Genomic DNA, 23,165 nt, shown 5'->3' with positions numbered 1-23,165 from the left:
CAATGGTGCCGGCTATTGCCATTTTTTAACTAAATCTCTTCAATGGAAAACTTTCTATTCGTCGTTCTCGCCCTGTTCCTGGTGGCGCTGAACGGCTTCTATGTGGCGGCTGAATTCAGTATCGTCACGTTGCGCAAGACCCGCGTCCACGCCATCGCCAAGACCAGCGGCCTGCGGGGACGCATCCTCGGCAAGGTCCACGACAAGCTCGACGCCTATCTCTCGGCCTGCCAGCTCGGCATCACCCTGGCCTCGCTGGGCCTGGGCTGGGTCGGCGAACCGGCCTTTGCCAGCCTGCTCGAACCCGTGTTCGCCTTCCTGGGCGTGACCTCGCCCGAGCTGATCCACGGCGTGTCCTTCGTGGTGGCCTTCTCGGTCATCTCCTTCCTGCACATCGTGGTCGGCGAGCTGGCGCCCAAGTCGCTCGCGATCCGCATCCCCGAGGTGGTGGCGCTGTGGACCGCGATTCCGCTGTATGCCTTCTACTGGGCCATGTACCCGGCGATCGCGCTGCTCAACGCCAGCGCCAACATGGTGCTGCGCATCGCCGGCCTGGCCGGCGCCGGCGGCCACGAGACCCACTACTCCACCGACGAGCTGAAGATGATCCTGCGCACCAGCAAGCCGGGAGAAAAATTCACCACCGACGAGCGCAACATCCTGGCCCAGTCGCTCGACTTCAGCCAGCTGGCGGTGTCCGACCTGATGCGGCCGATCAACGAGGTGAGCGCGCTGTACGCCAGCCGCTCGCTCGAGGAAAACATGGAGACGGTGCGCCGCAACCGCTTCTCGCGCTACCCCTATTTCGACGAGGAAGGCGAAGAGGTGCTGGGCGTGATCCACCTGAAGGACCTGTTCTTCGCGCAGCAGGCCGGGCGCACCATCACCGACCTGACCCAGCACCTGCGCCCGGTCGAGACCATTTCGGCGCGCACCCCGGCGCAGGACATCTTCCGGCGCTTCCGCAGCGGCGCGCCGCACTTCGCCCTGATCGGCGAAAAGGGCAAGCGCCCGGTCGGCTTCATTACGCTCGACAACCTGCTGGGCGCGATGGTGGGCGAGATCCGCGACGAGTTCCGCATGAACGAGAACGACTGGATGTCGCAGCCCGACGGCACGTATATCGGCAAGGCCAGCCTGCCGATCTTCTCGCTCGAGCGCCTGCTCGGGATCGACATCGACAACGAGGAAATGGGCCTGGACGATGTCGAATCGGTGGGCGGCCTCCTGATGGCCAAGCTGGGCGACATCCCCAGGCAGGGGCAGCGCATCGGCTTCCCGCACTTCGACGTGGTGGTCAAGAAGATGAACGGTCCGCGCATCCTGCTGGTGAAGGTGTATCCGAGGGTCCAGCGCGAGGACGGGGACGACGAGCACGACTGAAAGTTTTCCAGCATTGTCCCATAATTAGTTGTTGCGCTTGCAATACTCGTGGCGCATACTGGCGCCTGACGGGATACCCCGGCGGTAGTCACCACGAGGAGCAGCGATGTCCGTGCAAATCCGCAGCAACGTGCGTGTTACGGGTCAGGGCGGGGCCACCATGGTGTTTTCCCATGGCTTCGGCTGCGACCAGACCATGTGGCGCTTCCTGGCGCCGGCTTTCGAAGACCGTTTCCGCGTCATCAGCTACGACCTGGTCGGCAGCGGCGGCTCCGACCTGTCCGCCTACGACCGCCTGCGCTACGCCAGCCTGCATGGCTATGCCGAAGACCTGCTCGAGATCATCGATGCCTGCGCGACCGGGCCGGTGATCCTGGTGGGCCATTCGGTGAGCGCCATGATCGGCATGCTGGCCACCATCAAGGCGCCGGGGCGCTTCGTGGCCCAGGTGATGGTGGCGCCGTCGGCCTGCTACATCAACGACATGGGCAAGCATCCCGCCTACGTGGGCGGCTTCGAGCGCGGCGACATCGACGAACTGCTCGAGACCATGGAAGCGAACTACCTCGGCTGGTCGAGCAGCCTGGCGCCCGCGATCATGGGCGCGCCCGGACGCCCCACCCTGCGCGCGGAACTCACCGACAGCTTCTGCCGCAACGATCCCGACATCGCCAAGCATTTCGCGCGCGTCACCTTCCTGTCCGACCACCGCGCCGACGTGCCGCACTCGCGCACCCCGGCCCTGATCCTGCAATGCAGCGAGGACCTGATCGCGCCGCGCAGCGCCGGCGACTACCTGCTGCGCCACCTGCCCCGGGCCGAGCTCCATGTGATCGACAATATCGGGCACTGCCCGCACATGAGCGCCCCCACCGCCAGCTCGCGCGCGATCGACGCGTTCTTGTCCACGACCATGGCCACGACCCTGGAACGAGCATGAGCAGCGCCGCGACCTCCGCCGATACGCTGTACGAGCACGCACCCTGCGGCCTGCTGCTGGCCGACGCCGACGGCCTGCTGCTGCGCGCCAACGACACCGCCTGCGGCTGGCTCGGCTTCACGCTGCCCGAACTGGCCGGCATCGTGCGCATCCAGGACCTGATGACCGTCGGCGCGCGCCTGTTCCACCACACCCACTGCATCCCGGTGCTGCAGGTGCGCGGCTCGGTGGCCGAACTGCAGATCGACCTGCGCCACCGCGACGGCACGCGCCTGCCGATGCTGGTCAATATCGTGCGCCGACACGAGGGAAGCCAGGTCGTCGACCAGTGGGCCCTGTTCATGGCCACCGAGCGCCAGTCCTACGAGCGCGAACTGCGCAACGCGCGCAAGGCGGCCGAGGAAGCGCTCGAGGCGCGCCGCGGCGCCGAACTGCAGCTGCAGGCCGTGAACGCCGCGCTGTCGGCGGCCGACCGGCGCAAGGACGAGTTCCTGGCCACCCTGTCGCACGAGCTGCGCAATCCGCTGGCGCCGCTGTGCAGCGCGCTCGAGGTGATGCGGCATACCGAGCTCGCCGCGGGCGCCAACGCGCGCCTGCTGGGCGTGTTCGACCGCCAGCTGCAGCACCTGACCCACCTGGTCGACGACCTGATGGAAGTCTCGCGCATCACCCAGGACAAGATGGAGCTGCGGCGCGAAACGGTCGACCTGGCCCAGCTGGCGCGCGCCGCCGTGTGCGACACCGCCGGCCTGATGGAGCAGGCGCACCACCACCTGGAGGTCGCGCTCCCCGCCCACCCGGTCACGGTCGACGCCGATCCCACCCGCATCAACCAGGTGGTGGTCAACCTGCTCACCAATGCCGCCAAGTACACGCCGGACGGCGGCCGCATCCTGCTGTCGCTCGGCAGTGAAGACGGCATGGCGCGGCTGTCCGTGCGCGACAACGGCATCGGCCTGCCGCGCCACGCCCTGGCCACGGTATTCGACATGTTCTCGCAGCTGGAGCCGGCCCTGGAACGCTCGCGCGGCGGACTCGGCATCGGGCTGTCGCTGGTGCGCGGCATCGTCGAACTGCACGGCGGCAACATCTGCGCCGACAGCGAGGGCGAAGGCAAGGGCAGCTGCTTCACGGTGCGCCTGCCGCTGACCCAGGCAGCGGTGGCGGCCGCGCCGGAAGCGGCGCCGGCGCCGGCCGCGGCGCGCATCCTGGTGGTGGACGACAACGCCGACGCCGCCGAGATGCTCCTGATGGCGCTGGAACTGTTCGGCTGCGAAGTACGCGCCGCCCACAGCGCCGGCGCGGCGCTGGCGCTGGCGCAGGAATTCGCCCCGGAAGTGGCCCTGCTCGACATCGGCCTGCCCGACCTCAACGGCTACGAGCTGGCGCGGCGCCTGCGCGCGACGGCCGCCGGCCAGAACATGCGCCTGATCGCCGCCACCGGCTGGGGCCAGGAAAAAGACCGCCAGCGCGCTTTCGACGCCGGCTTCGATCATCACCTCACCAAGCCGATCGATTTCGAGCGGCTGCGCAGCGTGCTGGCGCCGCCCGATGCTGCCTGATTTACCGGGCGCGCCATGGACGACGATCCCGGCAAGCCCCTGGCGCGCATCGCCGCGGCCTCAGTTCAGCGGGCTTTCTCCGGGACGCAGGGTCAGCACCTTCACCCCGTTCCGGGTCACGGCGACCGTGTGCTCGAACTGCGCCGACAACTGGCCGTCGCAGGTAACCACCGTCCAGCCATCGTCTTCGGTGCGCACGGCGTGCCGCCCCTGGTTCAGCATCGGTTCGATGGTGAAGGTCATCCCTTCGCGCAGCACCATGCCCGTCTGCGGCCGGCCCCAGTGCAGCACCTGCGGCAACTCGTGCATCTCGCGCCCGATGCCGTGGCCGCAGTAGTCGCGCACCACCGAATAGCCGTGCTTGCGCGCGTGGCGCTCGATGGCGTAACCGACGTCGCCGAGGCGGGCGCCGGGACGCACGGCCCGGATGCCCTTCCACATCGCTTCGTAGGTCGCCTGCACCAATCGCCTGGCCGGCGCCGCCACCTGGCCGACCAGGTAGGTCTTGCTGGAGTCGGCGATGTAGCCGTTCTTCTCGAGCGTGATGTCGAGGTTGACGATGTCGCCGCTGTGCAAAATCTCGGTATCGGACGGCACCCCGTGGCAGACGACATGGTTGCGCGATGCGTTCAAGGCGTAGGCATAGCCGTACTGGCCCTTGCTGGCCGGACGCGCGCCGAGCGACTCCACGATGAAGCGGTCGACCAGGTCGTTGACCTGCATGGTCGACATGCCGATCAGGCTCAGGCTGTCCAGATGGGCGAACACCCCGGCCAGCAGCCGGCCCGACTCGGCCATCAGCGCGATTTCCTCCGGCCGCTTGATCATGCGGCCGCCGCCTTCACGGCCTCGGGTACGCCCCCTGCTCCCTTGAGCGCCTCGGGTGCTACCCCGGCCGCCTTGAGTTCGCGCGCGACGATCTCGTTGAAGCTCGCGGTCGGATTCATTTCGCACAGCATGCCGATCTTGATCCAGAACGCCGCCTGGGCATTGATCGAGCGGCAGGAGACGCTGCTGGCCTTGCGGATCTGGTCATGCACTTCGTCGTCGATGTTAACGATACCCATTACACACTCCATATATGTTCTATATATGGATTGTATACGGTCTCGTTCCGAATGCAACCCCATCTGTCGAGCTAGCGGCCGGAGATCACCTCGCCCAGCGACCTGGCTTCGGGAACATGGGCTTGCATTGCCCAGCCGGCGCCGGCCACGACCAGGGTGGTCAGGATGAAGGGAAGCAGGGTGTGCTTCAGCGCCGCGAGCATCCAGTGCCGGGGGTCGAGCATGCGCAAACGGCGGTACAGGCCGGCGGCCAACAAGGCGTCGACCAGGATTTCAGCGAACAGGACCGGCGCCGACCAGATCACGAACAGCGCAGACAGGGCGACGCCCAGCACCAGCAGGATGACGGCCAGCGGAATCGCGCCCTCCTCGGCCTGCCCGATGAGCTCGAGATGCCGGCCGCCAGCATGGCCGCCGATGCGGCGAGGCCGGCCAGCCCGGTCAGCGACACCAGGATGAGCATCTGGAGACGCGGAAATCCTTCGCGCAGCAGGCGCGCGCGCATGCTTGCCACGGCCATGGCGCGCGTGAGCGGACGGCGTCGGGGTGCGGGTTCGTGCATCGTCGACCTTCTACTCAAGCGTCCGTGTCCTGGCGGATGACCCGGTCAGGCGTCCCGGTCCATTCCGTCATCAGGGAATAGCCGACCGCGAGCAGGGTCGGGCCGATGAACATGCCGACGAAACCGAAGGCGATGAGGCCGCCCAGCACGCCCAGCAGGGTGAGCAGGAACGGCAGGCTGCTGCCGCGGCTGATCAGCATCGGACGCACGATGTTGTCGACCCCGCTGATCAGGAAGGCGCCCCAGATCAGCATGAAGATCGCCCAGCCGGTTTCGTGCTGCAGGAACAGCCACAAGGCGGCGCCACCCCAGATCAGGGGCGGGCCGACCGGGATCAGCGAGGAAATGAAGACCAGCACCGACAGCAGCGGCACCGCCGGCACCCCCGCGATGGCGAAGCCGACCGCCGCCACCAGGGCCTGTGCCAGCGCGGTCCCGAGCAGGCCGTACATGACCCCGCGCACGGTCTGGCTCACCGTGCTCGACACCGATTCGGCGCCCTCGCCCATCACGCGGCGCATGGTCACGGCGACGACTTCGAGCAGCGCCCTGCCGTCGCGATAGAAGAAGAAGCTCACGAACGCGGCCAGGCTGAGCTGGACCACGCCGGTACCGAGCATCAGGCCGCCGGCGATCAGGTAGCGCCGCGCCGGTTCCAGCATGCGCTGGGCCAGGGCGATCATTTCTTCGCGGCTGGCGACCAGCTTGCGCAGGTAGGTGTCGAGCGTGTCGCCCAGCAGCGGAATGTCGCGCACCCACGGAGGTGGCACCAGTTCGCGGTGCTCGATGGCGGTGCGCAGTTCGAGGAAGCCCTGGGCGACGTCGTCGACCAGATTGTAGGCGACCGTTGCCAGCGGAATGATGATGAGCAGGGTGAGCGAGAGCGTCATGGTCAGCGCCGCCAGGGTGCGCTGCCCGCGCATGGCCGCCTGCAGGCGCAGGTAGAGCGGCCAGGACGAGATGACGACGCAGGCCGCGAACAGGATCGCCGCCAGGAAGGGCCTGAGGACGTAGAGGCAGCCCAGCGTCAGCAGGACGACAATCGCGATGCGGGTGTAGTTCCTGCCTGGGCCTTGTTCCATACCGTCGCTGTCGAGTGATGTTTACATCATCATAACAGCAGACCAAACCAGAACGGCTTAGCGCAGCCTTACAGCAACTGGCGCAGGTCGGCCGCGATCGGGCCCGGGCCACCGTTGTGGCGCACGAACAGGCGCAGCTTGCCTTCGCGATCGAACACGTAGCTGCCGGCGGTGTGGTCCACCATGTAGTTGTTCGGATCGTCGCCCGACGGCGTCTTGGCGTAGAACACCTTGAATTCCTTGGCCGTGCGCGCGGTGGCTTCCTTGTCGCCGTACAGGCCGATAAAGCTCGGATGGAAGGCCGGCACGTAGGAAGCCAGCAGTTCCCGGGTGTCGCGCTCCGGGTCGAGCGTGACGAACAGCACCTGCACGTCCTTGGCCGAGGGGCCGAGTTCCTTCATCACGGCGGCCATCTCGGCCATCGTCGTGGGGCACACGTCCGGGCATTGGGTATAGCCGAAGAACAGCACCACCACCTTGCCCTTGAAGTCCTGCAAGGTGCGCGGCTTGCCGGTGTGGTCGGTCAGCGAGAAGCCCTTGGCGTAATCGAGGCCGGTCACGTCGGTGTTGTTGAAGGCCGGCGTCTTGCTCGACAAGCTGGCGGACAGCTTGTCACAGCCAGCGCCCAGCACCGCCACGCTCAGGATCATTGCAGTCAGCAGTTTTTTCATGGCTCAGAACTTGAAGTAATGGTCGACCAGCAGCGCGGCGAACAGCAGCGACAAGTAAATGATCGACCAGGTAAAGGCGTTGCGCGCTGCCATGTCGCTGTAGTTCTTGTGCACGCGCCATGAGTGGCGCAGGAACACCGTGTTGAGGGCGACGGCGGCGGCCAGGTAGATCAGGCCGCTCATGCCGACGGCAAACGGCAGCAAGGTGGTGGCCGCCAGCGCGATGGTGTACAGCCACACCTGCAGGCCGGTGTACTGCATGCCGTGGGTAATCGGCAGCATCGGCAGGCCGGAACGGGCGTAATCCTCGCGCCGGTACATGGCCAGCACCCAGAAGTGCGGCGGCGTCCAGACGAAGATGATGAGCACCAGCAGCCAGGCTTCCATCGGCACGTCATTGGCCACCGCGGCCCAGCCCAGGGCCGGCGGCATGGCGCCCGACAGGCCGCCGATGACGATGTTCTGCGGCGTCGCCGGCTTGAGCAGCATGGTGTAGATGAAGGCGTAACCGACGAAGGTGACGAAGGTCAGCCACATGGTGAGCGGATTGACGAAAGCGTACAGGACATACATGCCCAGGCCGCCGATGATCGCCGAAAAAAGGATCGTCTGGCTGCTGGTGAGCTCGCCCATCGCGGTGGCGCGGCGGGCGGTGCGGGCCATGCGCGCATCGATCTTCGCCTCCACCAGGCAGTTCACGGCAAAGGCGGCGCCGGCCAGCAGCCAGATGCCGGCGGTGCCGGCGACCAGCACCTGCCAGCCCGGGAAACCGTCGGTGGCAAGGAACATCCCGATCACCGCGCAGAACACGGCCAGCTGCGTGACCCGTGGTTTGGTCAGGGCCCAGTACTGGGCAACGCGGCTCGGAGCTTTATGGAGGGCTGTCTGGGTCGTCATCAATGGGGTGCTGGCTGGCTCGCAAGGCGGCAGCGCCGCGCCTGGCGCGACGGCGGCCAGGTCGGGGCACGCTTCGCCGATCTGTCGGTTCACGTTGCGCGGTTCACGTCGAGTTGGTGCTTTACCCGGTAGTTTAACATGGTCACCAGCAGGACCAGCGCCGCCGCCCCCGCGTTATGCATTACTGCAATGGCGAGCGGGAAGTCGAGGTAGACGGTGGCGACCCCGGTCAGCAGTTGCACGAACAGCAAGATGGCCAGCCAGCGGGCGTGCCTGGCCAGGTAGGCGTGGCGCCAGGCGCGCCACGCCAGCAGGCCGAGCACCGCGACGACGACGATGGCGAAGTTGCGGTGTACCCAGTGGATCGCCACCAGCGCCGAGAACGGCAGGTAGTGGCCGGCCGCGGTCTTGCCCAGTTCACGCCACAGGTGGAAGCCGTGCTCGAAGTCCATTTCCGGCACCAGGCGTCCGTCGCACAGCGGGAATTCGTCGCAGGCCAGGGTGGCGTAGTTGGTACTCACCCAGCCGCCCAGCGCGATCTGGGCCGTGACCACCACCGCAGCCAGGATCGCCAGCCGGCGGATGCCGCGCAGCGCCGCGTTGTCCCCGCCGCTGTTGCCGGCGGCCTGGGGCGGATGCATCAGGAAGTCTTCGCGTCCGCCGAGCCAGGTCAGCAGCGCCAGCAGGCCCATGCCCAGCAGCAGGTGGATCGTGACGATCACCGGCTGCAGCTTGAGGGTGACGGTCCAGGCGCCGAAGGCGCCCTGGATGCAGACGAACACGAACAGGGCCAGCGGAATGCCCGGCTTGAAGGCCTGCACCCTGGTCTTGCGCCACTGTACGATCGCGGTGATGAGCAGTGCCATGATGATCACGCCGATGCCCATTGCCAGGTAGCGGTGGATCATCTCGATCCAGGCCTTGACCACGGTGACCGGGCCGGTCGGCATGGCCGCCTCGGCGGCCGAGATCTGTTCGTGCGCCAGGAACGGGTTGGCCATGCCGTAGCAGCCCGGCCAGTCGGGGCAGCCCAGGCCCGAGTCGGTCAGGCGGGTGAAGCCGCCGAACACGATCAGGTCGAAGGTCAGGAACACGGCAACCCAGACCAGCTTGCGGAACTTGTTGGGGCTGGATGACATCCAGACCATCGACAGCGGCAGGGTCGCCACGAGCAGGCCCATCAGGGCCAGGTGCAACAGGGAAGAAGCTTGCATTGTTCAGGTAAGGCTGGTTCGGCCGGAGTGATCCGGCCGTCTTGCGTGGTTGTTCCGATCAGGCCGCCATTATCCGGCCTTTCCCGATTTGCCGCTTGGCCACGGCGGCCTGCTTCCTAGCCGATCGCGGACGCCTTGAGCAGCTTGGCAATGTCCTTGTAGACCTTACGAACGTCGGGGTCGGCCGGGAAGCGCATCATCAGGTTGCCCAGCGGGTCGATCAGATAGATGTGCTCGGATGGCTGCGTGCCCGGCTCGGCCGGCAGCCATTTGCCGACGGTATCGGCCGGCGCGCGCAGCAGGTGCATGCCGTCGTACTGGCGGATCGTCATGGTGTCGAGCGGCTGGTCGTCGAGGACCAGCCAGACGCGTTCGATGCGGTCCATGTTCTTGCCCTGCATCAGGCGCCACTGGCGCATCGCGAACAGCTGTTTCTGGCAGGCCTCGCGGCACTCGCCGCCCCCGACCTTCAGCATGATCCACTTGCCCGCGTATTGCTCCAGCTGTTCCGGGCGGCCGTCGAGCGTGGTGCTGGGCATGGGCGGGATCGGCCGGGTGCGCGGATCGATCAGGGTACCGTAGTTGGTGCGCCCGCTCGGCTTGATCACGTAATAGGTCAGGTAGGACAGGATCAGCGGCGCCGCGCATACCAGCAGCACCGCGAACAGCTTCCAGCGGCCCGCACGCCGCAGCTTGTCCGGGTCAGTCGCCTGCATCCCTGGTCCCTGCGTCGAGGTTTGCTGCCCCATGTGTTGATGCATCAGCTTTTCTTGATCCACTGCGGAATCCTGTTATCACAAAGAAGAGAACGGCCATGACTGCCAGTGCATACCACTGGAAGGCGTAGCCGCGGTGCTTGTCGATGCCGCTCGAGGGCGAGGGCCAGACGCGCAGCAAGGCGCCATCCTGCTCGCCCGGCAGGTCGGGGCCGGTCTGCTGCACGAAAAAGCTCTGCAGCAGCAGGCCGGTGGCGGCCGCCGCGTGTGCCGGATCGATGTTCTGGACGATGGCATGCGGCGCCAGCGGCGGCGCCTTGCCCAGGTCCATCACGTGCCCGGCGGAGGCCACGACGGTGCCCTCGATGGTGACCGTGCCCGCGGGCGTGTTGAAAGCCGGCAGCTTGCCGTATTCCGCCTCGCGCGGCAACCATCCGCGTATCACCAGTACATAGGTCTTCGCATCCGCGATCTTGAACGGCATCACGAGGTAGTAGCCAGGCCGTCCGGCGATCGGGCGATTGGCGAGAAACAGGGGCCAGCCGGCGACGAATTCCCCGGTGACGCGCACGCGGCGGTATTCGAGCGTGTCTGCAAGCGGGGGGACGGCGCCGGCGATCGCCTCGCGCAGCGCCACGGGCGCCTGGCTGGCGCGCGCGGCGAGTTTTTCCTGCACGGCCAGTTTCTGGGCGGCCCTGCCCTGTTGCCAGTTACCCAGCGCAATGCCCAGCACGGCAAGGAGAAGCGCGGCGATAAAGGGAATGGGACGAAAATGGAAGGGGAACCGCATTACAATGATGCCTCAACCTTGAACAGGCCAGCCATGAAACTCTTTGTTGCGATTGCCTTCATCCTAATCCTTGCCAGCCTCGGGTCCGCACTGTTTTTCCTGATGCGCGACAAAGGCCAGAGCAACCGTACGGTGCACGCGCTGGCGATGCGCGTCGGCCTGTCGATTACCCTGTTCCTGTGCCTGCTCGGCGCCTACAAGATGGGGTGGATCGCCCCGACCGGTATTCGCTGAACAAGCATACCCGATTCAAACGTCAGGGTGGGCGGGGTAATTTCGGGCAATGCCCGGAATGACAAACGCCCACGCGTTCAAGGATCGGACGCGCGCCAGATTCGCGTCATTGCACCCGCCGCTTGAACGCGCGGGCGGCAATGCCGCCCACCCTCACGAAAAGCGGCAGCGCCGCCCCGTTCCTCTTACAGCCAGTACACCACCACGTACAGGCCCAGCCACACGACATCGACGAAGTGCCAGTACCAGGCGGCGCCTTCGAAACCAAAGTGGTTGTCCGCCGTGAAGTGGCCCTTGAGCACGCGGTACAGGATCACCGACAGCATGATCGCGCCCATGGTCACGTGGAAGCCGTGGAAACCGGTCAGCATGAAGAAAGTCGAGCCGTAGATGCCCGAGGTCAGCTTCAGGTTCAGTTCCGAATAGGCGTGCATGTATTCGTAGACCTGGAAGCCCATGAAGACCGCGCCCAGCAGGATCGTGGCGGCGAGCCAGAACGCGGTCTTGCCGCGGTGCCCGGCGCGCAGCGCGTGGTGCGAGATGGTCAGGGTCACGCCCGACAGCAGCAGCAGCGCGGTGTTGATGGTCGGGATCGGGAACGGGCCCATGGTCTGGAAGTTGTCCACCACGCCGGCCGGGCCGGTGTTGCCCCAGGTCGGTGCGTAGTCGGGCCAGATGAACTTGTGGTCCAGGTCGGCCAGCCAGGGCATGGTCACCGCGCGGGCGTAGAACAGGGCGCCGAAGAAGGCGCCGAAGAACATCACTTCCGAGAAGATGAACCAGCTCATCGACCAGCGGTAGGAGGTGTCGATGCGCTTGCCGTACATGCCCGATTCGGATTCGCCGATGGCGTCGCCGAACCAGAAGTACAGCACCAGCAGGGTGGCGGCGATGCCGGCCAGGCACACTGCCGGCCCCCACGGGGCGCTGTTGACCCAGCCCGACGCGCCGGCCATGGTCACCAGCAGCGAAAGGCCGGCGAACATCGGCCAGCGCGATGGGCCTGGCACGAAATAGTAGGGCACGGTGTGTGGCGAACTCATTTTCATCTCCTCAATCTACTCTTTGAATTTTCGGGTGATTCTTGTGTCGCTAGGGTGATTACTCGGCTTGTCTACTGCGCTACCGCGAACCGTACCGCCAGCAGCAACAGGCCAATGAAGATTGCCGCGCCAACCAGTCCGGCAATGATCACATGCACCGGATTCAGGTTGGCGGCGTCCTGCTCGTAGTCGCGGCGCTTGCGCACCCCGAAGAACGACCAGAACACGGCCTTCATCGTGGCCAGGAAGCCGGCCCGCCGCTGATGCACCTTCGGGTGCGGTTTGTCTTCCATCTACTGCACCTTTCCGCCGCCCGTGGCCGCGGTCTGGACCGCGCCGCCGATTTCGAAGAAGGTGTACGACAAGGTGATGTTCTTCACCTCACGCGGCAGCGCCGGATCGATGAAGAAGACCACCGGCATCTGGCGCGCTTCGTTGGCCTGCAGCGTCTGCTCGCGGAAGCAGAAGCATTCCACTTTCTTGAAGTGCGGCGTGACGCTTTGGGGCGCGTAGCTCGGGATCGCCTGCGCCTTGACCGCCCGGCCCTGCTTGTTGACCACCTCGTAGGTGACGGTGACCAGCTCGCCCGGATGCACCGAGATGCTGCGCTGGGTCGGGCGGAAGCGCCACGGTCCCTGGGCATTGCCATCCAGCTCGACGACGATGGTGCGTGTCTTGTCGACCTGGGAATTCACCGGCGCCGCGACGAAATCGCCCTTCTGCGTCAGCACGTTAATGCCCAGCACGTCGCAGATCTGGCGGTAGACCGGCACCAGCGCGTAGCCGAAACCGAACATCATCACCGCCACCACCACCAGTTTGCCCAGGGTGGAGCGGTTCAGGCGCCGGATGCGGCCAGTTACCCTGCCCCGGCTGCTGATCGGCGTCATGTCAGCTCAGCCAGGTGAACTTGACGAACACGCTGGCGAAGAACAGCAACGCGATCCCGCCCAGCACCAGCGCCGTCTTCAGGTTGCTCTTCTTCTGTTCTCGCGTGGCCATGATTACTTCACCAGCGGTGGGGTTTCGAAGGTGTGGAACGGCGCCGGGCTCGGCACGGTCCACTCCAGGCCTTCCGCGCCGTCCCATGGCTTGGCTTGCGCCTTCTTGCCGCCGCGGATGGTCGGCAGCACCACCGCGAACAGGAAGTACACCTGCGACAGGCCGAAACCGAAGGCGCCGATCGAGATGATCATGTTGAAGTCGGTGAACTGGGTAGCGTAGTCCGCATAGCGGCGCGGCATGCCGGCCAGGCCCAGGAAGTGCATCGGGAAGAAGGTGATGTTGAACGTCACCAGGGAAAGCCAGAAGTGGATCTTGCCGCGCAGTTCTGGATACATGTGGCCGGTCCACTTCGGCGCCCAGTAGTAGAAGCCGGCGAACAGCGCGAACAGCGAGCCCGCCACCAGCACGTAGTGGAAGTGCGCCACCACGTAATAGGTGTCGTGGACCATGATGTCGATCGGGGTCACGGCCAGGATCAGGCCGGTGAAGCCGCCCATCGTGAACACGAAGATGAAGCCGACCGCGAACAGCATCGGGGTTTCAAAGGTCATCGAACCCTTCCACATGGTCGCGACCCAGTTGAACACCTTCACGCCGGTCGGCACGGAGATGAGCATGGTGGCGTACATGAAGAACAGCTGCGCGGTCACCGGCATGCCGGTGGTGAACATGTGGTGGGCCCAGACGATGAAGGACAGGATCGCGATCGAGGCGGTCGCGTACACCATCGAGGCGTAGCCGAACAGGGGCTTGCGTGCGAAGGCCGGGATGATCTGCGAGACGATGCCGAAGGCCGGCAGGATCATGATGTAGACCTCCGGGTGGCCGAAGAACCAGAAGATGTGCTGGTACATCACCGGGTCGCCGCCGCCGGCCGCGTTGAAGAACGAGGTGCCGAAGTGGCGGTCGGTCAGGGTCATGGTGATGGCCCCTGCCAGCACCGGCATCACGGCGATCAGCAGGAAGGCGGTGATCAGCCAGGTCCAGCAGAACATCGGCATCTTCATCAGGGTCATGCCCGGTGCGCGCATGTTCAGGATGGTGACGATGATGTTGATCGAGCCCATGATCGACGAGGCGCCCATGATGTGCATGGCGAAGATCGCCATGTCCATGCCCGGGCCCATCTGGGTCGACAGCGGCGCGTACAGGGTCCAGCCGGCGGCGGTGGCGCCGCCCGGCGAGAAGAACGAACCGGCCAGCAGGATCGCCGCCGGCGGCAGCAGCCAGAACGAGAAGTTGTTCATGCGCGCGAAGGCCATGTCGGAGGCGCCCACCTGCAGCGGGATCATCCAGTTGGCGAAGCCGACGAAGGCCGGCATGATCGCGCCGAACACCATCACCAGGCCGTGCATGGTGGTCAGCTGGTTGAAGAACTCGGGACGGAAGAACTGCAGGCCCGGCTCGAACAGTTCGGTGCGGATCATCAGCGCCAGCACGCCGCCCGAGAGCAGCATGATGAACGAGAACCACAGGTAGAGGGTGCCGATGTCCTTGTGGTTGGTGGCGAACAGCCAGCGGCGGTAGCCGTGCGGATGGTCGTGCGCGTGGTCGTGCGCGTGGCCGTGATGATCGTCGTGTGCGTGATCGATAGTGCTGGTAGTCATGTCGATTTCCCTGAAGCTAAATAGCTATATCACTTGCTGCGTGCAGCCAGCACTTCTGCCGGTTGGACGATGTTTTCCGCGGCCTTGTTCGACCAGGTGTTGCGGGTGTAGGTGATGACGGCGGCGATCTCGGTGTCCGAGAGCTGCTTCCAGGCCGGCATCGCGGCCGGATAGGCCGGGGTGTCCTGGCCGTTGAGCAGCACATCGACCTGGTGCGCCTTGGCGCCCAGCACCACCTGCGAGCCGTCCAGCGGCGCGAAGGCGTTCGGCACGCCCTTGCCGTTAGCCTGGTGGCAAGCCACGCAGTTGGCGTTGTACACCTGTTCGCCGCGGGTCTTCAGTTCGTCGATGGTCCAGACCTTGTTCGGGTCGTCGGCCAGGGCGGCCATTTTCTTCTTCTCGCCGCCGACCCAGGCAGTGTAATCCTCGGCGGAGACGACGCGCACCACGATCGGCATGAAGGCGTGGTCCTTGCCGCACAGCTCGACGCAGTTGCCGCGGTAGGTGCCGATCTTGTCGGCCTTGAACCAGCCGTCGCGCACGAAACCGGGGATCGCATCCTGCTTGATGGCGAAGGCCGGGATGGTCCAGGCGTGAATCACGTCGTTGGCGGTGAACACCATGCGAATCTTCTTGCCGACCGGGACCACCATTTCGTTGTCCACTTCCAGCAGGTAGTTTTCGGTCTTCTCCTCGGTGGCGGCTTGACCCGGCAGGCCGATCTGGCTGCGCGGGGTGGCCAGGTTCGACAGGAAGGAGATGCCCTCGCCTTCGCCGGTCAGGTAGTCGTAGCCCCATTTCCACTGCATGCCGGTGGCCTTGATGGTGATATCGGCGTTCGAGGTGTCCTTCAGTGCCACCACGGCGCGCGTCGCCGGGAGGGCCATGCCGATGACGATCAGGAAGGGAACGATGGTCCACGCGATTTCGACGGCGGTGGATTCGTGGAAGGTGGCGGCTTTGTGGCCGCGCGACTTGCGGTGCTTGAACACCGAGTAGAACATGACGCCGAACACGCCGACGAAGATCACCAGGCAGACGATCATCATCCAGTTGTGCAGGCTGTAGATGTCAGCGCCGAGGGCGTTGACCGGGGTCTGCAGGTTCAACTGGTGTTCCACCGGCCGGCCCGTGATTTCCGGAGCCGCCCATGCTGGGATGCCGGCTGTTGCTGCGAGGCCGAACATCCAGGCCCCAAGTCGCGATGCGTATGTCATGTTGTCCCCAACCACCCAAAATAAAAATATTTTTAACGGTCGGCAGCTCCATGAACGAACTGCCGCCGCTCCGAAACGTTCCGCAGGACGGCCCCCACGCCAGTGCCGCGTTGTGCGCTGCGGAAACGGTGGAGAACCTGCACGCCAGCGGCCGGTAGCTTCGTGCTACCGGCCGCTGGCGGCTCTGCTGATGCTGCAATTCATTTCTATTTTCTGCCCAGAGTGCCGCTTTTTTCAGCGTTTTCTTCGTCTGGACGATAAAAATAGCCACTGATTATAAACAAACCAGTAATTTTTATTCAAGGAAAATCGGGCAGTGTTGTTGCCGCAGGTTATTAGGGCTTGCGCGGCTGGAAACGCACGATTGCCTCCCCTGCCGCCGTGGTCCGGGGAGCCGGACGGAAAGCATGCCCATAGATGAGCTCGAAGCTCAGTCCGAGCTTGCCGTCCGGACGGCGCTGGGCCTCGAAGGCATCGAGCACGCGCCGCCACGCCGCCCGTCCGATGAGTCCGCGCCGGCGCGTGTCGAGCGGATTGCCGCCGAGCGCGCGCACATCTGCCAGCAAGGCCTCGGCGGTGTCGTAGGTGACCGTGATGCGCTCCATGTCCATGACCGGGGTGGAAAACCCTGCCTCCACCAGCTGGTCGCCGAAATCGTGCATGTCGACGAAGGGCAGCGTATGCGGCGTGTCGTCCAGGGCGGCGAAAGCGGTGCGCAGCTCGGTGAAGGTGTCGGGACCGAAACACGAGAACATCAGCAGCCCGTCCACCCGCAACACGCGCCGCCACTCGGCGAATACACGGTCCGGCTGCGGATGCCAGTGCAGCGCCATGTTCGACCACAACAAATCGAGCGCGTTCGTCCCGAACGGCAGCGTGCCGAAGTCGCCGCACAGGATATCCACGCCGGCCTTGGCCGGCAGCAAACGGCTGAGCATCTGGTTCAGCGAGCGCGTGGCGGCGGCCGGCGCCTTCGCCGCGCGGGCCATGGCGGGCGCGGCGTCGATGCCCAGGATCTGGGCCGCCGGATAGGTTTTCTGCAGCAGGGCCAGGTCGGCCCCGGTGCCGCAGCCGGCATCGAGCACCTGCTTCGGGGCGATCTTCACGAGCTGCAGGCGCTCGTGCATGCGCGCGGCGATCTCGCGGCGCAGGAAGTCGGCCGGGGCGATGCGGGCCGGCTGGGCGAACAGGGAACGGACGCGGGCCTGGTCGATCGGCGCGCTCATCCGGGAAGGTTGCGGTGAAGCCATGGTCGTGGTGCGGACAAATGAGATAATGGCGGAGTGTACATGCTCCCGTGGATTCGAGTAGATGGCCCAGCTTTCCGATCCCCTGCGCCGGCCGGGCAAGCTGCTGCCGGCGCTGCTCTCGCCTGTGCTGCGCAGCTTGCTTCCGTCCAGTTGCGTCCTGTGCGGCGCCCTGGGTGACGCGCCGGTCTGCCCGGCCTGCTCGCATGCCCATGCCCGCGACGTCCACCTTCGTTGCCCCTGCTGCGCCAATCCGGTCGGCGCCGGGGACGGCGCCCGGGTTTGCGGGGCCTGCCTGGCCGATGCGCCCGCCTTCGACGCCACCGTGGCCGCCTGCGACTACGTCATGCCGGTCGACGCGCTGGTGCTGCAGCTGAAGTTCGGCGCGCGGCTGGCGCTGGCCCCCTGGATGGCGGACCGTGTGCGCGCTGCGGCACTTGCCGGTCGTATCCGTACCGGACTGGCGCTGCCGGACCTGCTCTGTCCGGTGCCGCTGGGGCCGCGCCGCCTGGTCGAGCGCGGCTATAACCAGGCGCTCGAAGTGGCCAGGCCGCTGGCGGCCTCGCTCGGCATTGCGCTGGCGCCGCGGCTGGCCGAACGGCGGATCGACACGGCCGCCCAGTCGGGCGTGGCGCCGGGCGAGCGGCGCCGCAACGTGCGCGGCGCCTTCGCCGTCGCCGACGGCCAGCCGGCGCTGGCGGGACGGCACGTCGGCGTGGTCGACGACGTCATGACCAGCGGCCACACACTTGATGAACTGGCCGGCGTGCTCAAGCGCGCCGGCGCGGTGCGCGTGACGAACCTGGTGTTCGCCCGCACGCCGCCCCACTGATACTGAAAGAGGAGAACGATTTGTTCCATGTCGTACTGGTCGAACCAGAAATCCCGCCGAACACCGGCAACGTCATCCGCCTGTGCGCCAACACCGGTGTCCAGCTGCACCTGATCGAACCGCTCGGCTTCCCGCTCGACGATGCCAAGATGCGCCGAGCGGGACTGGACTACCACGATTACGCGAGCATGAAGGTGCACAAGGACTGGGAGGCCTTCCTGGCGGATGCGCAGCCTGACCCGGCGCGCATGTTCGCGCTGACCACCCACGGCTCCGCGCCGTTCGCCGATGCCCGCTTCCAGCCGGGCGACGTGTTCGTGTTCGGCGCCGAATCGCGCGGCCTCGACCCGGCGCTGCGCGAGCGCTTCCCGCCCGCCCAGCGCATCCGCCTGCCGATGCGGCCCGGAAACCGCAGCCTGAACCTGTCCAACACGGTGGCCGTGGTCGTGTACGAAGCCTGGCGCCAGAACGGCTACGGCGGCGGCGCCTGAGCGCAGCCCGACGTAAACATTTCCAAGAGCAATGTTACTTTGCTGTCGCGCTGGCACGACACAATGCGGGAATCTCCACAAGAGAGCGCGACAGTATCGGGCGAACAGGAGTAGGCTGGTCACGTCACGTTTCAATCGGCGCCCTGTTTTTTGCTCGAGGTTTTAGATGAAACACTTACTTTCCACCGGCGCCCTGCTGCTGTGCTGCACCGCCGCCCACGCAGACCCCGGCGCCAGCATTTCCTGGGGCTTTTCCTTCACCGGTTTCTACGACAGCGTGTCGAACAGCTTCCTGCCCGAGGAAATCATTTCCGGTTCGTTCAAGGGCCGCGACCTGGACAGCGACGGCCTGCTGGAGCAGGACGAACTGCTGAGCCTGGTAGTCGGCGAGCTCGACTACATCGCCTGCGCCGCCACCAGCAATGCGTATTACCAGTGCGGCGCGAGCAGTTTTTCGTTCTCGCCGGATGCCGGACTGCACTTTAGCGTCGGCAGCTACGGCCAGGACCCCGAAGGCTGGGTCGGCGGCGGCCGCCTGATCACCACCGGCGACCAGCACTACGCCTACGATTTCCATCCCGGCATGAGCAGCGAGCGCCACCTGTACTGGACCAGCGACACCCAGCTGAGCATGATGTCGCAGGCGCCCGAGCCGCACACCTGGGCCATGCTGGCCGCCGGCCTGCTCGGCCTGGGCTGGCGCGCACGCCGCATGTCCAGCTGAATCCGCTCCCGAACGGCACGGCTGCCCGCATGGCCGGCCGTGCCTGTGCGTCCCCGGGTGCCGGCCCATCGGCAAGGCGTCGTATAATCCGCACGCCCGTACGCATGGCCGCAACCCGGCATGCGTGCATTTCCCGGCCTCCCGGCACAGCCCGTGCCAGCGTCCCCGCCGCGGCGGGCGGCACCGGGCTGCGCTTGACGAATCATTGAACGGTCATACACGATGAGCACCACCCATCCGCACTGCGCATGAAAGCAGTCCTTCATCCCGCGCGCGCCGTCGTCCTCGGTTTTCTGCTGGCGATCATCACGGGCAGCCTGCTGCTGATGCTGCCGGCGGCGCACAGCACCGGCGAGCCCGTCCCCTGGATCGTCGCGTTCTTCACAGCCGTGTCGGCGGTCTGCGTGACCGGCCTGGCGGTGGTGGATACCGGCACCTACTGGTCGCCGTTCGGCCAGGTCACCATCATGCTGCTGTTCCAGCTGGGCGGCTTCGGCCTGATGACGGCCGCCACGCTGCTCGGACTGATGGTCAACCGCTCGCCGCGCCTGCGCACGCGCCTGATGACGCAGACCGAAACCCACACCCTCGGGCTGGGCGACATCTCGAGCGTGGCCAAGATCGTGTTCGCGGTGACCTTCCTGTCCCAGCTGGTCCTGACGGCCCTGCTGTCCCTGCGGCTGCACTTCGGGCATGGGCTGGACTGGCACGCGGCCTCCTGGAGCGGCCTGTTCCATGCTGCCTCGGCCTTCAATAACGCCGGCTTCTCGATCTACTCGGACGGGCTGATGCGCTATGCGGGGGACGCGCTGATCCTGATTCCCGTCATGGGCGCCATCATCCTCGGCGGCATCGGCTTCCCGGTCATGCACGACCTGCGCCACCGCTGGCACGATCCGCGCCACTGGTCGCTGCATACCAAGCTGACCCTGACCGGCACCCTGGTCTTGCTGGCCGGCGGTTTCGTGGCCCTGCTGCTGCTCGAATACGACAACCCGCGCACACTGGGGCCGCTGTCGATGGCCGGGAAAGTGCTGCACGGCCTGTTCCTGTCGGTTTCGGCGCGCACCGCGGGCTTCAATGCCGTCGACATCGGCGCCCTGACCCAGGAATCCTGGGCCGTGCATTACTTCCTGATGTTCGTCGGCGGCGGCAGCGCCGGCACCGCCGGCGGCGTCAAGGTCGGCACCGCGGCGGTGCTGGTGTTGCTGGTCATCGCCGAGATCCGGGGCCACAGCGACACCGAAGCCTTCGGCCGCCGGGTCAGCGCGTCGATGCAACGCCAGGCCATCACCGTGATGGTACTCAGCAGCATTATCGTGGCGCTGTCCACGGTGATCCTGCTGCGCCTGACCGACCTGCCGATCGGCCGCATCATCTTCGAGGTCATCTCGGCCTTCAGCAGTACCGGCCTGTCGACCGGCATCACCGCCGAACTGCCGCCGGCCGGCTTGCTGCTGTTGACCCTCTTGATGTTCATCGGCCGGGTCGGCATCATCACCTTCGCCACCTCGCTCGTCCTCGGCGAGCGCCGCATGCCTTACCGTTATCCAGAGGAGCATCCAATTGTTGGGTAGGATTTTTACAGAACAGTTCGCGTTTTCCGCGGGCGACAGTGTCGTGGTCATCGGCCTCGGGCGCTTCGGCGGCTCGGTCGCCCAATCGCTGGTGCGGCTGGGACACGACGTCATGGGCATCGACCGCAGGGAAGACCTGGTCCAGTTCTGGGGCGACCGGCTGACCCATGCGGTCCAGGCCGACTCCACCAACGAGAACGTCATGCTGCAACTGGGCGTGGCCGACTTCTCGCACGCGATCGTCGCGATCGGCTCGGACCTGGCCGCCAGCCTGATGACGCTGATGGTGCTGACCGAACTCGGCATCAAGGACATCTGGGTCAAGGCGCAGACGCCGGAACACGGCCAGATCGCCCAGCGCATCGGCGCCCACCACGTGGTGTTTCCGGAAGCGGACATGGGCGCGCGCGTGGCGCACCTGATTACCGGCCGCATGATGGACTTCATCGAATTCGAGGACGGCTTCGCGATCGCCAAGATCCATGCGCCCCCCGGCACCCACTTCCAGACCCTGGCCGAGGCCCATGTGCGCTCGCGCTACGGCGTCACCATCGTCGGCGTCAAGCGCGCCAACGAAGACTTCGAGCATGCCCTGCCCGATACCCGCATCCTGCCGGCCGACCTCCTGATCGTGTCCGGCCCCACCAAGAAGATCGAGCTGTTCGCGGCCGGCGAGAAGAAGAAGCGCTGATCAGCGCTTCTTCCACGGCACCAGCACCAGGCGCGCGCCCTCGGCCTTGGTGCGCGCCACCAGCCAGGCCTGGGCGCGCTGGATGTCGGCGGCGGCCAGCGCACGCTTGCAGCGCGCGGTCAGGGTCGGCACCTCGTTGGCCGGCTTGTCGCCTTCGGCGGGAAGTATGGCCACCCCCATCAGCAGGTCGGTGCAAACGGGATGCTGGGCCTGGAACTCGGCGCGGATGTCGACCGCGGTGTCGCGCCAGGCGCTGCGCTGCGCGTCGCGCTTGGCCAGTTCTTCGCGCAGCTGGGCGATGGTGAGGTCGCGCTCGCGCAGGCCTTCCTGGGTGTCGCGATAGATCTCGGCCAGGATGTCGGCCTTGAGCACGCCGACGTCGACGCGGCTGTCCTCGGCCTGGTTGACGACCAGGGTCGCCCCATCCAGCCCGGCCTGCGGCAAGCGCTTTTGAATCGCCTCGACCGCGGCCGCCGGCATGCGCGAGCCGATCAGGGTCAGCTCGATCTGCCGTCGCAGGGGGTCGAGCTGGGTGTCGACCACGTGCGAGGTGCCGCCGCTGAATTCGGTTCGCACGAAGGCGCGGGCCCGGTGGCCGAACACCTCGTTGTCCACCAGCTGGATCGCCAGGTAGATGCTGGGCAAGGCCGTCAGCAACACGACCGTCAGCAGCGTGCGCTTGACGCGGCGTTCGACGACCTGGTCCACGAACTTGCGGTGCGGCAGGCGCAGGTATTCGATCACGATCACGGTAGAGACGGCAATGAACACGCAGTTGATCGAGAACAGGTAGAAAGCGCCGCCGAAGACCGCCCAGTTGCCGTTGGCCAGGCCGTAGCCGGCCGTGCACAGCGGCGGCATCAGGGCGGTAGCGATGGCCACGCCCGGGATCACGTTGGACTTCTCGCGCCGGGTCATGCCGATGATGCCGGCCAGCCCGCCGGCCAGCGCGATCAGCACGTCCCACAGGGTGGGCGTGGTGCGCGCCAGCAGTTCCGACTGCGCCTCGTCGAGCGGGGTCACGAGGAAGTACAAGGTCGAGGTCGCCAAACTGATCACGGCAGCGATGCCGAGATTGGCGAGCGAGCGGCGAATCAGTGCGAAATCGTAGATGCCGATGCCGTAGCCGATGCCGACGATCGGCCCCATCAGCGGTGAAATCAGCATGGCGCCGATGATCACGGCAGGCGAATTGATGTTCAGCCCGATCGACGCCACCAGGATCGCGAACATGAGAATCCAGGGGGTGGCGCCGCGCAGCTCGATGCCGGAGCGCAAGCTGTAGTCGATGACGTCGTCATCGGCCTTGTCGTACAGCAGGCTGAAGCGGTGTGTGATGGGCCCCTCGGTCTGGGGGGCAAAGAATTTTTCGGTTTCGCTCATGATGGCCGGATGCTGCTGGGGGAGGCAGTGCTTGATTGTGGCCGGCCATCATACCAGCGTGTTTCCGGCAAAAAAACTCCTTCTTCTACTTCCTATCAAGAACATGCATTTGGACAAATGTACTGTCCTGTTATACTGGGAGGCTGGCCGTGTCGCCGCTTGCGCCGGCTCTTGCTTTATTCAATTACCCTCTTGGCAATCACTGCGCCCTCGCCGGCGCGATTCGCCAC

The 23,165-nt window shown here is 65.9% G+C and carries 25 protein-coding genes; 9 read left to right on the top strand and 16 right to left on the bottom strand.

All coding sequences use genetic code 11. The features are described 5' to 3' along the window. Positions 1-42: 42 nt before the first annotated feature. The 3 genes from IM543_05665 to IM543_05655 all read left to right on the top strand — a co-directional run bounded on the left by IM543_05665 (position 43) and on the right by IM543_05655 (position 3,885). The gene (locus IM543_05665) at positions 43-1,383 is read left to right on the top strand and encodes an HlyC/CorC family transporter (GenBank protein QOY95351.1); all 1,341 of its coding nucleotides are present in this window, start codon (positions 43-45) and stop codon (positions 1,381-1,383) included. A gap of 106 nt (positions 1,384-1,489) precedes the next feature. Then, the gene (locus IM543_05660) at positions 1,490-2,323 is read left to right on the top strand and encodes an alpha/beta hydrolase (protein QOY95350.1); all 834 of its coding nucleotides are present in this window, start codon (positions 1,490-1,492) and stop codon (positions 2,321-2,323) included. Further along, on the top strand, positions 2,320-3,885 hold the full coding sequence (locus tag IM543_05655) for a response regulator (protein QOY95349.1): 1,566 nt from the start codon (positions 2,320-2,322) through the stop codon (positions 3,883-3,885). Before IM543_05660 ends, IM543_05655 begins: the two co-directional genes overlap by 4 nt. Before the next feature lie 60 nt (positions 3,886-3,945). Here IM543_05655 and map read toward each other — a convergent pair whose 3' ends face one another. The 9 genes from map to IM543_05610 all read right to left on the bottom strand — a co-directional run bounded on the left by map (position 3,946) and on the right by IM543_05610 (position 10,884). Beyond that, positions 3,946-4,713: a type I methionyl aminopeptidase gene (gene map / locus IM543_05650; protein QOY95348.1), complete on the bottom strand. Its 768-nt coding sequence runs from the start codon at positions 4,711-4,713 to the stop codon at positions 3,946-3,948. Continuing rightward, entirely contained in the window at positions 4,710-4,952 is a 243-nt protein-coding gene (locus IM543_05645) for a ParD-like family protein (GenBank protein QOY95347.1), read from the bottom strand. The genes map and IM543_05645 overlap by 4 nt, the downstream gene beginning before the upstream one ends. 71 nt (positions 4,953-5,023) lie before the next feature. Continuing rightward, a complete protein-coding gene (locus IM543_05640) occupies positions 5,024-5,287 on the bottom strand; it encodes a hypothetical protein (protein ID QOY95346.1) in 264 nt (87 codons plus the stop codon). Between the two features lie 241 nt (positions 5,288-5,528). Beyond that, positions 5,529-6,596 (bottom strand): AI-2E family transporter, encoded by a 1,068-nt coding sequence (locus tag IM543_05635; GenBank protein ID QOY95345.1) that lies wholly within the window; start codon positions 6,594-6,596, stop codon positions 5,529-5,531. Positions 6,597-6,664: 68 nt separating this feature from the next. Continuing rightward, the gene (locus IM543_05630; GenBank protein ID QOY95344.1) at positions 6,665-7,267 is read right to left on the bottom strand and encodes an SCO family protein; all 603 of its coding nucleotides are present in this window, start codon (positions 7,265-7,267) and stop codon (positions 6,665-6,667) included. 3 nt (positions 7,268-7,270) lie between these two features. After that, complete coding sequence (locus IM543_05625; protein ID QOY96537.1) at positions 7,271-8,164, bottom strand: protoheme IX farnesyltransferase; 894 nt, start codon at positions 8,162-8,164, stop codon at positions 7,271-7,273. Between the two features lie 89 nt (positions 8,165-8,253). Beyond that, entirely contained in the window at positions 8,254-9,378 is a 1,125-nt protein-coding gene (locus tag IM543_05620) for a COX15/CtaA family protein (protein ID QOY95343.1), read from the bottom strand. 116 nt (positions 9,379-9,494) lie between these two features. Next, positions 9,495-10,094, bottom strand: a complete 600-nt coding sequence (locus IM543_05615; GenBank protein ID QOY95342.1) for a cytochrome C oxidase subunit I — start codon at positions 10,092-10,094, stop codon at positions 9,495-9,497. Further along, positions 10,081-10,884: an SURF1 family protein gene (locus IM543_05610; protein ID QOY95341.1), complete on the bottom strand. Its 804-nt coding sequence runs from the start codon at positions 10,882-10,884 to the stop codon at positions 10,081-10,083. The genes IM543_05615 and IM543_05610 overlap by 14 nt, the downstream gene beginning before the upstream one ends. A gap of 33 nt (positions 10,885-10,917) precedes the next feature. On the opposite strand from IM543_05610, the gene IM543_05605 reads away from it, so the two are divergent. Next, a complete protein-coding gene (locus tag IM543_05605) occupies positions 10,918-11,118 on the top strand; it encodes a twin transmembrane helix small protein (protein ID QOY95340.1) in 201 nt (66 codons plus the stop codon). 185 nt (positions 11,119-11,303) lie between these two features. Here IM543_05605 and IM543_05600 read toward each other — a convergent pair whose 3' ends face one another. The 6 genes from IM543_05600 to IM543_05575 all read right to left on the bottom strand — a co-directional run bounded on the left by IM543_05600 (position 11,304) and on the right by IM543_05575 (position 17,216). Further along, positions 11,304-12,161 carry a cytochrome c oxidase subunit 3 gene (locus IM543_05600; protein ID QOY95339.1) on the bottom strand — a complete coding sequence of 286 codons (858 nt, stop codon included), beginning with the start codon at positions 12,159-12,161 and terminating at the stop codon, positions 11,304-11,306. Positions 12,162-12,232: 71 nt separating this feature from the next. Further along, positions 12,233-12,454 (bottom strand): DUF2970 domain-containing protein, encoded by a 222-nt coding sequence (locus IM543_05595; GenBank protein ID QOY95338.1) that lies wholly within the window; start codon positions 12,452-12,454, stop codon positions 12,233-12,235. Then, positions 12,455-13,051 carry a cytochrome c oxidase assembly protein gene (locus IM543_05590; protein ID QOY95337.1) on the bottom strand — a complete coding sequence of 199 codons (597 nt, stop codon included), beginning with the start codon at positions 13,049-13,051 and terminating at the stop codon, positions 12,455-12,457. A gap of 114 nt (positions 13,052-13,165) precedes the next feature. Next, the gene (ctaD, locus tag IM543_05585; GenBank protein QOY95336.1) at positions 13,166-14,773 is read right to left on the bottom strand and encodes a cytochrome c oxidase subunit I; all 1,608 of its coding nucleotides are present in this window, start codon (positions 14,771-14,773) and stop codon (positions 13,166-13,168) included. A 29-nt stretch (positions 14,774-14,802) separates the two neighbouring features. After that, positions 14,803-15,990, bottom strand: a complete 1,188-nt coding sequence (coxB, locus tag IM543_05580) for a cytochrome c oxidase subunit II (GenBank protein ID QOY95335.1) — start codon at positions 15,988-15,990, stop codon at positions 14,803-14,805. 335 nt (positions 15,991-16,325) lie between these two features. After that, complete coding sequence (locus IM543_05575; GenBank protein QOY96536.1) at positions 16,326-17,216, bottom strand: methyltransferase domain-containing protein; 891 nt, start codon at positions 17,214-17,216, stop codon at positions 16,326-16,328. Positions 17,217-17,340: 124 nt separating this feature from the next. Between IM543_05575 and IM543_05570 the strand changes: the two genes are divergently transcribed. From IM543_05570 to IM543_05550, 5 genes are all read left to right on the top strand, one after another. Further along, entirely contained in the window at positions 17,341-18,069 is a 729-nt protein-coding gene (locus IM543_05570; GenBank protein QOY96535.1) for a ComF family protein, read from the top strand. Between the two features lie 20 nt (positions 18,070-18,089). Beyond that, on the top strand, positions 18,090-18,560 hold the full coding sequence (gene trmL, locus IM543_05565) for a tRNA (uridine(34)/cytosine(34)/5-carboxymethylaminomethyluridine(34)-2'-O)-methyltransferase TrmL (protein ID QOY95334.1): 471 nt from the start codon (positions 18,090-18,092) through the stop codon (positions 18,558-18,560). 166 nt (positions 18,561-18,726) lie between these two features. Further along, positions 18,727-19,284, top strand: a complete 558-nt coding sequence (locus IM543_05560; GenBank protein QOY95333.1) for a PEP-CTERM sorting domain-containing protein — start codon at positions 18,727-18,729, stop codon at positions 19,282-19,284. 248 nt (positions 19,285-19,532) lie between these two features. Next, positions 19,533-20,861 carry a TrkH family potassium uptake protein gene (locus IM543_05555; GenBank protein ID QOY95332.1) on the top strand — a complete coding sequence of 443 codons (1,329 nt, stop codon included), beginning with the start codon at positions 19,533-19,535 and terminating at the stop codon, positions 20,859-20,861. Then, complete coding sequence (locus IM543_05550) at positions 20,854-21,552, top strand: TrkA family potassium uptake protein (protein QOY95331.1); 699 nt, start codon at positions 20,854-20,856, stop codon at positions 21,550-21,552. The genes IM543_05555 and IM543_05550 overlap by 8 nt, the downstream gene beginning before the upstream one ends. On the opposite strand, the gene IM543_05545 is transcribed toward IM543_05550, so the two are convergent. Next, the gene (locus tag IM543_05545) at positions 21,553-22,935 is read right to left on the bottom strand and encodes a DUF389 domain-containing protein (protein QOY95330.1); all 1,383 of its coding nucleotides are present in this window, start codon (positions 22,933-22,935) and stop codon (positions 21,553-21,555) included. Positions 22,936-23,165 lie beyond the last annotated feature (230 nt).

The organism is Massilia sp. UMI-21, assembly GCA_015277795.1.
Taxonomy (GTDB): domain Bacteria; phylum Pseudomonadota; class Gammaproteobacteria; order Burkholderiales; family Burkholderiaceae_D; genus Telluria.
Note: the sequence above shows the minus strand (reverse complement) of the source record. Positions and strands in the feature narration are given on the sequence as shown.